Origin of the sequence: Salmonella sp. SAL04214 (assembly GCF_046550615.1) — a bacterium.
In the GTDB taxonomy this organism is placed as follows: Bacteria; Pseudomonadota; Gammaproteobacteria; order Enterobacterales; family Enterobacteriaceae; genus Salmonella; species Salmonella enterica.
This window is the reverse complement of sequence record NZ_JBGDXT010000005.1, coordinates 64666-77151: the sequence shown is the minus strand read 5'-3', so window position 1 is coordinate 77151 and position 12486 is coordinate 64666. Positions and strand designations below refer to the sequence as shown.

Here is a 12486-nt window from a genome sequence, read left to right as displayed (position 1 = left end):
TTTGCGCCGTTATCCGTTATTTAATTCTTGCCCTATAATAACAAGCCCGCGCTAAGCACGGGCTTGAATAACATAAAGCGTCTTAGAACTGGTAGACCAGACCAACACCTACGATATCATCGGTTGCAATACCGTTGCTTGCGTAGAAGTCATCATCTTCGTCCAGCAGGTTGATTTTATAATCAACGTAGGTGGACATATTTTTGTTGAAGTAGTAAGTCATACCGACGTCAACATATTTAACCAGATCTTTGTTGGTGTAACGCCAGTTGCCACGATGGACTTCCTGACCGCCTAAATCTTTGCCCTTAGACTGCAAGTAGGCGATGGACGGACGCAGACCGAAATCGAACTGATACTGCGCAACCACTTCAAAGTTCTGGGTTTTGTTAGCAATACCGCCATTATCTTCGCCATTACCGCCGCCATAATAGGTCATGTTGCGGGTTTCAGCGTACATCGCCGCCAGGTAAACATTGTAGGCGTCATATTTGGCACCTACGGTCCAGGCTTCGGCAGTTTCACCACCAGCATAGTTGTTGCGCTCATTCATGCCGTCGCCATAACCACGAGCAACCTGATTGTCCGTACGGTCAGAGGAAGAGTAGGCCGCACCCAGGCTTAACCCGAAGTCAAAGTCATAGGAGGCAGACATACCGAAACCGTCGCCGTTTTCACGGGCCAGTTTGCGGCTGCCGCCGTTACCTGTACCTTCACCAGCACCGCCGTTTTCATTATTACCCTGGTACTGCAACGCGAAGTTCAGGCCTTCCACCAGACCGAAGAAGTCGGTATTACGGTAGGTGGCAACGCCGTTGGTTCTGCCCAGCATATAGACATCGGTCTGGGTATAAGTATCACCGCCGAATTCCGGCAGCGCATCGGTCCAGGCTTCAATGTCGTAGATAACACCATAGTTACGGCCATAATCGAAAGAGCCGTACTCGCCGAATTTCAGACCGGCAAAGCCCAGACGAGTCCAGGAGTTTGCACCTGAACCTTCTCCTTCGGTGGCGTTTACCTTAATGTTGTATTCCCACTGACCATAGCCGGTCAGCATATCGTTGATCTGCGTTTCGCCTTTAAAGCCAATACGGGCGTAGGACTGGTCGCCGTCGTCGCCTGCATTGTCAGAGAAGTAACGCAGACCATCAACTTTGCCGTACAGGTCGAGTTTGTTGCCATTTTTATTATAAACTTCAGCCGCATTTGCTGCGCCTGCCACTAATAACGCCGGGACAAGCAGTGCCAGAACTTTTCTGTTCATTATGTATTCCCTTATGATAATAATTTATATGAATATGTAGCCACTTCAACAAAACTACAAATTGATACTATTCTATGAAGTTCATGGAATTTAAAAAATAACATGTAACAAAGCTATTTAAAATATTTCAATTTGTTTCCGTTTGGTTTTTTATAATACTGGCCATATAAATAACCAAGAATATATATTCTATAATTATCATTTTTTATCAATGAGTTATGTGTTTTGATTTGATGGTTGCTGGTGTGAATATAATTTGTTTTTTATATGTATTTGAAGCTTTGATTATGAAAAAGCATAAAAAAAACCGGCATAAATGCCGGTAATGTGGGTAATGATAAAATAAATGATAAAAGGCTAATAACCGAATCATTCTGACACTTAATGCTAATAAAATAAAACGCTATCGCGGTGCGTAAAAATAAGTTGTTCTGGTTATGGGTTATTCTGCATCAGAGTGCGATTCAATCACCATTCCCTTATTTAACAGCAGGTTCAGCGCCAGATGCAACATTAACTGAGAATAAACTATATGTGGAATGAATAACCAGAACAGGTGGATAAGGTATTCCATGGTCGAAATGTGACTAATATCACATTATAATGTAATTAATGTCATATGACTTACATCACAAAAGCGGAGTAAAGTTTGAGTACCAGGGAGGACAACGCCACCCGTAGCATGGGCGGTAAATTAGCGTTATGGGTTTTTTATACCTTTTGCGGCTACTTCATCTGGGCGATGGCGCGTTGCGTGTGGCTGATGTCCGCCATACAAACCGAGCCGGTTCTCGGCCCAATCAGCACTCCTGGCAGCGCAACGGAAAAATGGCTTAACGCGCTTTCGCTGGGCGTCGTCTGGCTTATTCTGGGGAGTATTGCCTGGTATACCCGGCCTCGCAAAAACAGGGGGTATCCCGCCGACACTCAGCCAGAAACGCGCAAGCACGCAAGGATGTAAAGTGGTGGCGGATATGTCAGGATAGCGAACCCTGTGCTCAGGCATGTAATAAAAATGGTCTGCTATAAAGAGAGGGCGTATGGACTCAGGATACTGGCAATCGCAGTTTGAAGACTGGCTACGTCACCACCACCAGGAACAGGATGCCGCCCATGACATCTTCCATTTTCGTCGTGTTTGGGCAACCGCGCAAACGCTCGGGGAAAACGTTCCTGTCGACTGGCTGGTGGTGCTATCGGCATGTTATTTCCATGACATCGTCAGCCTGGCGAAAAATCATCCGCAGCGGCATCGTTCTTCCATTCTGGCGGCGGCAGAAACCCGGCGTATTTTTCTGCGGGATTTTCCTGACTTTCCGGCAGAAAAACTGGCGGGCATTTGTCATGCTATCGAAGCGCATAGCTTCAGCGCAAAAATTGCGCCTACCACGCCAGAGGCAAAAATCGTGCAGGATGCAGACAGGCTGGAGGCGTTGGGCGCCATTGGTCTGGCGCGGGTCTTCGCGGTCTCCGGCGCGCTGGGCGTCGCGCTGTTTGATGCCGACGATCCCTTTGCCGACAGACGGCCTCTTAACGATAAGCAATTCGCGCTCGACCATTTTCAAACCAAGCTGCTGAAACTGCCGCTGACGATGCAGACCGAACGGGGCAAGTACCTGGCGCAGCGTAATGCGGATTTTCTGGTGTCGTACATGGCGAAACTGAGCGCTGAGCTGAAAGGCGACTATGAAACACGGGATGATGCGGTCATCCAGATGTTTGCTACGCATCAGTAACCCCTGCCGCTGAAACGTAAACCGCGTCATTTTATGTTAGTCTGTCGGCAATTATTTTTGGCCGGTTAAATGTATGCAGGAAAATATTTCAGTAACACACGCCCGGAACCTCATCGCCGACGACGCCGGAAGCGAGATCCAGGCGATGCTGAGTCAATTGCTGGAAATCTACGATGTTAAAACGCTGGTGGCGCACCTTAACGGCCTGGGCGAACAGCACTGGAGCCCGGCCATCTTCAAGCGCGTAATGATGAACGCGGCATGGCATCGTTTGAGCGACAATGAACTCACCTGTCTTAAAACAGGGTTGCCGACGCCGCCAGCGCATCATCCACATTACGCCTTTCGTTTTATCGATCTCTTCGCGGGCATCGGCGGCATTCGCCGCGGATTTGAAGCGATAGGCGGACAGTGCGTGTTTACCAGCGAATGGAATAAGCACGCGGTACGGACATATAAAGCGAACTATTTTTGCGATCCGCTGCAACATCGCTTTAATGAAGATATCCGCGATATCACGTTGAGCCACCGGGAAGGGGTCAGCGATGATGAGGCGGCGGAACACATTCGCCAGCATATTCCGCAACATGATGTCCTGCTGGCGGGCTTTCCCTGTCAGCCATTTTCTCTGGCGGGCGTTTCCAAGAAAAATGCGCTGGGCCGCGCCCACGGCTTTGCCTGCGAGACTCAGGGGACGTTATTTTTTGATGTCGTAAGAATTATCGACGCTCGCCGCCCCGCGCTGTTTGTGCTGGAAAACGTGAAAAACCTTAAAAGTCACGACCAGGGCAACACTTTCCGCATTATTATGCAAACGCTCGATGAACTGGGATATGACGTGGCGGATGCCGCTGACAATGGCTCGGACGATCCGAAAATTATCGACGGGCAGCACTTTCTTCCTCAGCATCGGGAACGTATTGTGTTGGTGGGATTCCGTCGCGATTTAAACCTGAAAACCGATTTTACGTTACGCAATATCGCCCGCTGTTATCCACCGCGCCGTCCGACGCTGGCAGAACTGCTGGAGCCCGTCGTCGAAGCCAAATATATCCTGACGCCGGTGCTGTGGAAATATTTATATCGCTACGCGAAAAAGCACCAGGCGCGGGGAAACGGTTTTGGCTATGGCATGGTTTATCCTGACAATCCGGAAAGTGTGGCGCGCACGTTATCTGCTCGCTACTACAAAGATGGCGCCGAAATTCTGATCGATCGTGGTTGGGATATGGCGAAAGGCGAAGTGAATTTCGACGATGCTGGCAACCAACAACATCGTCCCCGCCGACTCACGCCGAGAGAGTGCGCGCGTTTAATGGGATTTGAGGCGCCGCAAACGTACCAGTTCAGGATACCTGTCTCGGATACGCAGGCCTATCGCCAGTTTGGCAACTCCGTGGTGGTGCCGGTATTTGCCGCGGTAGCAAAGCTGCTGGAACCCAAAATTCACCAGGCGGTGACGCTGCGTCAGAGAGAGACGGTAGATGGCGGATGTTCACGATAAAGCCACGCGCAGTAAAAATATGCGCGCGATAGCGACCCGCGATACGGCTATTGAAAAACGTCTTGCCGGCCTGCTAAGCGCGCAGGGGATTACGTTTCATACTCAGGACGCGACATTACCGGGCAAGCCGGACTTTGTGGTGAATGACTATGATTGTGTGATTTTTACTCACGGCTGCTTTTGGCATCATCACCACTGTTATCTGTTCAAAGTACCGGCCACGCGGACGGCTTTCTGGCTGGAAAAAATCGGTAAGAACGTTGAGCGCGATGAGCGCGATATTCAGCGTTTACAGGCGCTTGGCTGGCGGGTGCTGATCGTCTGGGAGTGCGCCTTGCGCGGACGAGCGAAATTGAGCGACGCGGCGTTGGCGGAGCGCCTGGAAGAGTGGATCTGCGGCGGCGGCGCCAGCGCGCAGATCGACACCCAGGGGATTCATCTACTGGCGTGAATCTTCCGTTTTACACGGCGTGACCACCGCCTTGACAGGAAACAGGTACTTACCCAGAGTCACCAGCACTACGGCAAACACAATCACACCCAGCGCGGCCCATTCAACGGGCGATAACCTCTCGCCACCCAGGCCGGTGCCAAGCAACACGGCGACAACCGGATTCACATAGGCGTAGCTGGTCGCCAGCGCCGGACTGACGTTGCGAATCAGGTACATATAGGCATTAATGGCGATAATAGAACCGAACAACGCCAGGTAGCCGACGGCCATAAACCCCGATAAGCCAGGCAGCGTGGCGAGCTTTTCGCCGGAAAGAAACGCCGCGCAAAGCAATACCACGCCCGCCGCCAGCATTTCAATCGCGCCCGCCATCATGCCCACAGGGAGGGCGATGCGCGAGCCGTAAACGGAACCAAATGCCCAGCTCATCGAACCTATCAGGATCAAAATCGCGCCCCACGGATTGCCGCTTAAGTTGCCGCCGCTGTTCAGCAGAATAATCCCGGCAAGTCCAATGGCAATCCCCACCCATTCTAATTTGCGCGTTTTAATACCAAAAAAGTAGCTAAAGCACAGCGTAAATAGCGGGACAGTGGCGACCACGACGGCAGCAATGCCCGATGGCACGTTTTGATGCTCCGCCACCGTCACCAGACCGTTACCCACCGCTAGCAGCAGTAGACCAATCAGCGCGGCGTTGATGGTCTGGCGCAGCGGCGGAAGTTTTTCGCCGCGCAGCAGCAAAAACGCCATGAGCAACATCCCCGCCGAGAGAAAACGTACGCCTGCCATCATCAGCGGCGGCCAGCTTTCAACGCCTATGCGGATAACAAAATAGGTAGACCCCCAAATGATGTACAAGGCAAAAAGCGCGCCAAAAAGAGGTAATAACTGCCGGAAACGCATAATCACTCACGGTGAAATAAAAAGGGTGAATATAGTAAACGTCAAAATTATTATGCTGGCGAGTATTATAATTGTCCTTTTGGAATAAAAAGGCGTTGACCCGCGCTGCCGGTTTCGGCATTGCGCGTTTTGCTACATACTTAACGTCTTAGAAGAAAAGACCGAGGAAATCATTTTGGCAGGAAGTAGCTTACTGACATTACTCGACGATATCGCCACGCTGCTGGACGATATTTCGGTAATGGGCAAATTGGCCGCGAAAAAAACCGCGGGCGTACTGGGGGACGACCTGTCGCTCAATGCGCAGCAGGTGACCGGCGTTCGCGCTAATCGCGAGCTGCCAGTGGTATGGAGCGTGGCGAAAGGATCATTAATCAACAAGGTTATTCTGGTGCCGTTGGCGCTGCTGATAAGCGCATTTATCCCGTGGGCCATCACGCCTTTATTAATGTTAGGCGGCGCGTTTCTCTGCTTTGAAGGGGTAGAAAAAGTCCTGCATACCTTTGAGGCGCGAAAACACAAAGAAGACCCGGCGGAGCGGCAAAAACGTCTTGAGGCGCTGGCTGCGCAAGATCCTTTGGCCTTTGAAAAAGATAAAGTAAAAGGGGCGGTCCGTACCGATTTCATTCTTTCCGCTGAAATTGTGGCCATTACCCTGGGGATTGTCGCGCAGGCGCCGCTGCTTAATCAGGTGTTGGTACTGGCGGGGATTGCGTTGGTTGTGACTATTGGCGTGTATGGCCTGGTGGGTATTATTGTCAAACTGGATGATATGGGGTACTGGCTGGCGGAAAAGCGTAGCGTGCTGGCGCAGGGCGTCGGTAAAGGATTACTGATTATCGCGCCCTGGTTAATGAAAGCATTATCCATTGTCGGTACGCTGGCGATGTTTCTGGTCGGCGGCGGGATTGTCGTACACGGTATTGCGCCGCTACACCATGCCATTGAACATTTTGCGCAGCAGCAGGGGGCTTTCATGGCGCATACGATCCCTGCGGGGCTGAATCTGGTGCTCGGCTTTATTATCGGCGCCATTGTGGTGGCGCTGGTGAAAGGTGTGGCGAAAATTCGCGGTGTTTCGCACTGATTTTCTACAATGAATTATGCAAAATTGCCCATCCTCGTCTAAGGTGAAAACGTTTCATCTGATACAGGAGGCAGGTATGGTCTTTTCTGTCAGTGAGGAAGTTACCGTGAAAGAGGGTGGGCCCCGGATGATCGTCACCGGTTATTCCAGCGGAATGGTAGAGTGTCGCTGGTATGATGGTTTTGGCGTAAAGCGCGAGGCATTCCATGAGAATGAGCTCGTGCCAGGCAAGGAAAGGCGCGTGCGGGACGAAGCCCGATGACAAAACGCCCGGTTAATGCCGGGCGTTTTGCTGTGGAGAAAAAGAGTCGTCGCGCTGCGACATGCTGCTACCTGGTTATGCCAGGATTGAGTGGTATCCCTTGATGAGGTCTGGCTACCGTAAGCCATCAGGGGGAGTTGTATCAATAACCAGGAGTTACCAGGGTGCCGCACGAAACACTGTTAGACAATCAAGGCTGGTTTAAAAAGCTGGCGCGGCGTTTTGGTCCCGGTCATGTCGTCAACACCTGTTTTCTGATCGTGATGCTGTTCTCGACGCTACTTACCTGGCGGGAAGTGATGATACTGAAAGACGCGTATGTCGCCAGTCAGCGCAATCATCTGGGGAGCGTCGCGAATGTCCTTGACCGCCAACTGCAATTCAACATGGACAGGTTGATCTTTTTACGCAACGGTATGCATGAAGCGCTGGTGGCGCCGCTGGCTTTTTCCGCATTGCAAAGCGCGGTGACGCAGTTTGAGCAACGACGCGTCAGACATTTCTGGCAACTGGAGTTGGATAAGCGGCGGACATTGCCGTTATATGGCGTTTCCGATCAATTTGTCGCCCGGACGACGCTTCTTTCGCGGGAGAGTCGTGACCTGGCAAATGAATTAACCGCCACGCTGGAGTTAGGGTATCTGGCGCGTCTGGCGCGCTCATCCGCCATGCTGACGCTGGAGACGATGTATGTTTCTCGCTCAGGGTTTTACCTCTCAACTCTCCCTACGGCGTACGGTAGCGATATTGTCTCCCGTTACTATCAGTACGTGACCCAGCCCTGGTTTATCGAGCAAAGCCAACGGCGTAACCCACAGCGTGGCGTGCGGTGGTTTACCTCCGCACAGCCCTATGTTGCTGACGAGCAGAAAAAAGTGACAGCCAGTCTACCGCTGGATCACGATAATTACTGGTATGGCGTACTGGCAATGGATATTCCCGTCGCGTCATTACAGCGGTTCCTGCGCGATGCGGCCGAAAAGGATATTGAAGGGGAATATCAGCTATACGATAACCATCTCCGTTTGTTGACGGACTCCGCGCCGGAACAACAAACCGCGAATACGTTAAATGACCGTGAGCGCGCCTTACTGGCGCGTGAAATAGAAAAAGATACCCTGGGCGGGCTGCGTTTAGGAACGCATTATGTAAGCTGGGAGCGGCTGGATCATTTTGATGGCGTCCTGCTGCGCGTGCATACATTACGTGAAGGCATCCAAGGGAATTTTGGCAGTATTAGTATCGCGCTGACGCTGTTATGGGTGCTTTTTACGGCGATGCTGTTGATCTCCTGGGGCGTTATTCGACATATGGTCAAAAACATGTTTGTTCTGCAAAATTCGCTGCAATGGCAGGCATGGCACGATCCGCTGACCCGGCTATATAACCGTGGCGCGCTGTTTGAAAAAGCGTCCAGGCTGGCAAAGCGTTACCGGGAAGCCCGCCAGCCATTTTCTGTGATACAGCTGGATTTAGATTATTTTAAAAGCGTTAACGATCGCTTTGGTCATCAGGCAGGCGATCGCGTGTTGTCCCATGCCGCTGGGCTCATTGGCAGCACCATTCGAGCGCACGACATCGCCGGACGGGTAGGGGGCGAAGAGTTTTGTATCGTGCTGCCCGGCGCGACGAAAGCGCAGGCGCTGCAGATTGCCGAACGCATACGCCAGCGCATTAATGACAAAGAGATTCTGGTGACGAAAAGCACGACGCTTCGTATCAGCGCGTCAATGGGGATCAGTAGCGCGGAGGAATACGGCGACTATGATTTTGAGCAGTTGCAGTCGCTGGCCGACAAACGGCTTTATTACGCCAAACAGTCCGGACGTAACCGTATTTGCGCCAGCGACGCGACTCAGGAGCGGGAAAAGAAATAGTCCATTCCTTCGCGCCAGCCATCCGGCCCTTCGTTCTGGCTACGGTAGACGCGCTGAGGATCGTCGTTACGCAAATGTACGCCCTCCCGGTTTAGCCCTTTGACGACAACCGCATAATCCATCACATCCAGTAAAGGCGCATCATTGGGGCCGTCTCCTAGTCCCAACGTCAGAGGACGCGCGCGCCACTGCCGACGATATGCTTCTATCAGCCAGTTGGCAGCCTGATCTTTACCGGCGGAGGCGTCCAGCACATGCCAGAAACGGGCGCCATGGACAAATTGCAGTCCCAGGTCATTTAAACGGGCGACAAACTGCGCCATGCGTTCATCGCTATCGCGCCAGATCAGCGACACCGACGCTTCATGCAGACGGGTTAGGGCAGACTGTGCCCGGTTTAGGCCCGTCCATTCGCTTATCACCTGATCGTCAACGTCATCAAACGTGGTGAACTTAAACTGTTCCTTTTCACGCAACTTATGCAGGACGAGGCGGATTTCGTTGTGAGAAATACCGGCTATCAGACGGGGATAGTTGGGATGGTCTTCCCAATGAACGTCCAGTTGGATCACCGCGCCGTTTTCCGCAATCAGCGGCAGTCCCTGTAGATTTAACGTCGTCTGGAGCTGGAGCATTTCAGCCGCGGTTTTACTGCTACAGAGGATCACGGGCACGCCGCTTTCATGCAGGCGAGTAAGCCAGGGGGCCGCGGGCTGCCACTCAAAAGTGTGGCTGTTCAGCAATGTGCCGTCCAGATCGGTAAAAATCAGCAAGGGGTCATGGATTGAGAGCATTTTTTCCTCATTTTCCGTTGCAACGGCGGGCTTATTTCCAGGAAAAGTCCTAAAGCACACCCGAAAGAAGTCGAACGCTAACTGGAACCGATCCCGTCGCTTCCAGGCAGCACATGCGTTGTCACACTTTTGCTACCGAACTATTAGCGTGCTTAATCATTCATGTAAAAAATATTTACTTGTCATGCAAAAAAATTGCAGATAAGGTAAATCTCACATCAGATTTCCTGGTGTAACGAATTTTCAAGTGCTTCTTGCATAAGCAAGTTTGATCCCGACCCGTAGGGCCGGGATTTTTTTCGGCCATTTTTAACGGTTTACTTCTGTTACACTAAAATCATGAATATCCAGCTCGAATGCTTCAGCTAATTCATGCCATGTATGATATTCCCGTCCGTCTACGCTCACCCGTTCAGGATCTTCCTGGCTACGGTGAACCTCGCTTTCGCTGATTTCATTGATGGCCGCCAGTAGCGCATCTACATCGACGCTCACTTCGCGCTTGGCCGTATCACTGTACTCTTTTGCCGTTTTCATCTTCACTACCTCACGGGTTCCTGACAGCCTAAGTATAGACCGTTGAGAAAACCAGCAAACACGCCGGCAAGGCGCTGTCAGACGCAGAAAATTGTTCTACACTGGCACAAAGCGACAGGAGGAAAATGATGAAGGTGAATGATCGGGTAACCGTTAAAACGGACGGCGGTCCCCGCCGACCGGGCGTGGTACTGGCAGTGGAAGAATTTAGTGAAGGCACAATGTACCTGGTTTCGCTGGAGGATTACCCGCTCGGCATCTGGTTCTTCAATGAGTCAGGTCACCAGGATGGTATTTTTGTCGAGAAGGCGGAGCAGGACTAATTGAGCCGGACTGGAGGTACATTGCCAGTCCGGATGTCTCAGCGCATGTTAACAAAAATGCCGTTAGTGACGTTATCTGTCAGCCGCACTACGTGATAGATCACTTGTTTATTATGCGTTTTTATCTTTCTTTTTATATTCCCCTTATGGGAGGATACTGTTTTTGCTTTAATATTCATTCTGTCAGAAATCTGAATGGTTCCCTGACCTTCCATCCACATTCGCAACATGCTGGATTCAGTTCGACTTAACGATAATGTTGGTAAATTTATGGTTCCTGAAATACCCGACTCTTTTTTCAGAATATCGCCAAGAATGGTATCCAGCGAGTCAGGTTTAATCGATTTCGAGCTAATCAATAAGTTTTTTCTTACTAATAAATATTCATCAAAATGCACATTAGCAATTGCCATAAAAACAATAAATAACGTGTCAGGATGTTGATTAATGATTTGCTTTATTTGTTGACTGTCTGAAGGCGTATGAATGAAACAGTCCTCATTAATAAACACCACCGAAGGCTGATGCGCGCCACAAGCGATAGCGAGTTCGTCAACGGTTTCGATGTCGTTGATTTCCCTTTTTTTCACCCCTCTGCTGACCAGATACCCGCTTAACCCTAGCCGGGTGTAACTGCATAAATCCATAATAATCGTTGACATGGCATACCCTCACTCAATGCGTAACGATAATTCCCCTTACCTGAATAACTCACCATAATCAGACGGAACACGAATAGTCACCTTAGACAACGCTTACGCGGTTTTTCAGGCGAACTTACTATCCCGTAAAGTTACATATAATTTGCCAGGAATCATCTTAAAGTAAAGTGAATGTTGCGTTATGTGAGTGAAGTAAAAACAAATAAGGGGCAGCGGATATATCCTGGTGAATGTTTTTTAAAATTTATTTTCGGATAAACCTTAGTAAAACAGGATAAAAATTATGGGTTATTATTTATTGGCATCTCGCTAACAATATCAGCAAGCAAATTGAAAATTTCGCTGAATAAATGTTCGCAAAACGGCGCAATTAATGGCATTAGCGCGGCCATCAGCATAATGCCGACGGTGAGGGTAAGCGGGAAACCGATAACAAATATCGAGAGCTGCGGCGCCATGCGGTTTAATAGCCCCAGCGCCAGGTTGAGCGTAAGCAGGAGGGTAATGACCGGCAATGCCAGCATCAGTCCGTTTAAGAAAATGAGCCCACCGGCCCTGGCGAGCGCCATAAATGCATTACTGTTCACCGGGTTACTACCGATGGGCAGAGTATGGAAGGTATCGACCAACAGCGAAATAAGCCATAAATGGCCATTAAAGGTGAGAAATAGTAGCATGGCGAGCATATCCATAATACGCGCCAGAACCGGCATATTCAGGTGGCTGCCCGGGTCGACGAAGGTGGCAAAGGAAAGCCCCATTTGCAGACCGATAAACTCACCTGCGGTACGCACCGCCGCAAAGGCGAATTGCATGGTAAATCCCAGCGCAATACCGATCAGAATTTGTTGCATCGCCAGCCATAAGGCGGCAATAGAAAAAAGCGGCGTATCGTTTGCCGGTAGCGACGGCGCGATAACGAGGGTAATCATTATTCCCAACCCCAGCTTTACCCGCTTGGGAATAGCGCGCTCGCTGAGAATGGGCGCCGTTGAAATCAGCGCCAGTACGCGCAGCAAAGGCCAGAAATAGAGATGCAGCCAGTATAGCCATTGCTCGCTTGTAACCTGTATCATC

General features: G+C 50.7%; 14 protein-coding genes. 8 read left to right on the top strand and 6 right to left on the bottom strand.

Annotated features, from left to right (window positions below; translation table 11 throughout):
- Positions 1 to 82: 82 nt before the first annotated feature.
- On the bottom strand, positions 83 to 1267 hold the full coding sequence (gene ompS1 / locus ACLJQD_RS10495; RefSeq protein WP_017441838.1) for a porin OmpS1: 1185 nt from the start codon (positions 1265 to 1267) through the stop codon (positions 83 to 85).
- Between the two features lie 649 nt (positions 1268 to 1916).
- Here ompS1 and drpB point away from each other — a divergent pair.
- The 4 genes from drpB to ACLJQD_RS10475 all read left to right on the top strand — a co-directional run bounded on the left by drpB (position 1917) and on the right by ACLJQD_RS10475 (position 4958).
- Positions 1917 to 2228 (top strand): cell division protein DrpB, encoded by a 312-nt coding sequence (gene drpB, locus ACLJQD_RS10490; RefSeq protein ID WP_000107435.1) that lies wholly within the window; start codon positions 1917 to 1919, stop codon positions 2226 to 2228.
- A gap of 79 nt (positions 2229 to 2307) precedes the next feature.
- Entirely contained in the window at positions 2308 to 3003 is a 696-nt protein-coding gene (locus tag ACLJQD_RS10485; RefSeq protein ID WP_017441839.1) for a phosphohydrolase, read from the top strand.
- Between the two features lie 73 nt (positions 3004 to 3076).
- Positions 3077 to 4507, top strand: coding sequence for a DNA cytosine methyltransferase (locus ACLJQD_RS10480; protein ID WP_017441840.1), 1431 nt, complete (start codon positions 3077 to 3079; stop codon positions 4505 to 4507).
- Complete coding sequence (locus ACLJQD_RS10475; RefSeq protein WP_000785978.1) at positions 4488 to 4958, top strand: very short patch repair endonuclease; 471 nt, start codon at positions 4488 to 4490, stop codon at positions 4956 to 4958. Before ACLJQD_RS10480 ends, ACLJQD_RS10475 begins: the two co-directional genes overlap by 20 nt.
- On the opposite strand, the gene yedA is transcribed toward ACLJQD_RS10475, so the two are convergent.
- Positions 4947 to 5867, bottom strand: coding sequence for a drug/metabolite exporter YedA (gene yedA, locus ACLJQD_RS10470; RefSeq protein WP_001212264.1), 921 nt, complete (start codon positions 5865 to 5867; stop codon positions 4947 to 4949). The genes ACLJQD_RS10475 and yedA overlap by 12 nt on opposite strands.
- A 169-nt stretch (positions 5868 to 6036) precedes the next feature.
- Here yedA and ACLJQD_RS10465 point away from each other — a divergent pair, with 169 nt between their 5' ends.
- The 3 genes from ACLJQD_RS10465 to dgcQ all read left to right on the top strand — a co-directional run bounded on the left by ACLJQD_RS10465 (position 6037) and on the right by dgcQ (position 9093).
- Positions 6037 to 6954, top strand: a complete 918-nt coding sequence (locus ACLJQD_RS10465) for a DUF808 domain-containing protein (protein WP_085920526.1) — start codon at positions 6037 to 6039, stop codon at positions 6952 to 6954.
- 76 nt (positions 6955 to 7030) lie between these two features.
- Positions 7031 to 7216, top strand: coding sequence for a YodC family protein (locus ACLJQD_RS10460; RefSeq protein WP_000232161.1), 186 nt, complete (start codon positions 7031 to 7033; stop codon positions 7214 to 7216).
- A gap of 164 nt (positions 7217 to 7380) precedes the next feature.
- Positions 7381 to 9093, top strand: a complete 1713-nt coding sequence (gene dgcQ / locus ACLJQD_RS10455; protein ID WP_001119828.1) for a cellulose biosynthesis regulator diguanylate cyclase DgcQ — start codon at positions 7381 to 7383, stop codon at positions 9091 to 9093.
- On the opposite strand, the gene ACLJQD_RS10450 is transcribed toward dgcQ, so the two are convergent.
- Both ACLJQD_RS10450 and yodD read right to left on the bottom strand, forming a co-directional pair.
- The gene (locus tag ACLJQD_RS10450) at positions 9072 to 9887 is read right to left on the bottom strand and encodes a mannosyl-3-phosphoglycerate phosphatase-related protein (RefSeq protein ID WP_000948794.1); all 816 of its coding nucleotides are present in this window, start codon (positions 9885 to 9887) and stop codon (positions 9072 to 9074) included. The two genes, dgcQ and ACLJQD_RS10450, sit on opposite strands and share 22 nt — an antisense overlap.
- 309 nt (positions 9888 to 10196) lie before the next feature.
- Complete coding sequence (gene yodD / locus ACLJQD_RS10445; protein ID WP_000844798.1) at positions 10197 to 10424, bottom strand: YodD family peroxide/acid resistance protein; 228 nt, start codon at positions 10422 to 10424, stop codon at positions 10197 to 10199.
- 128 nt (positions 10425 to 10552) lie between these two features.
- Here yodD and dsrB point away from each other — a divergent pair, with 128 nt between their 5' ends.
- Positions 10553 to 10747, top strand: a complete 195-nt coding sequence (dsrB, locus tag ACLJQD_RS10440) for a protein DsrB (RefSeq protein WP_000867218.1) — start codon at positions 10553 to 10555, stop codon at positions 10745 to 10747.
- 38 nt (positions 10748 to 10785) lie between these two features.
- On the opposite strand, the gene rcsA is transcribed toward dsrB, so the two are convergent.
- Positions 10786 to 11409 carry a transcriptional regulator RcsA gene (rcsA, locus tag ACLJQD_RS10435; RefSeq protein ID WP_000103971.1) on the bottom strand — a complete coding sequence of 208 codons (624 nt, stop codon included), beginning with the start codon at positions 11407 to 11409 and terminating at the stop codon, positions 10786 to 10788.
- 281 nt (positions 11410 to 11690) lie between these two features.
- Positions 11691 to 12485 carry a flagellar biosynthetic protein FliR gene (gene fliR / locus ACLJQD_RS10430; protein WP_000616953.1) on the bottom strand — a complete coding sequence of 265 codons (795 nt, stop codon included), beginning with the start codon at positions 12483 to 12485 and terminating at the stop codon, positions 11691 to 11693.
- Position 12486 lies beyond the last annotated feature (1 nt).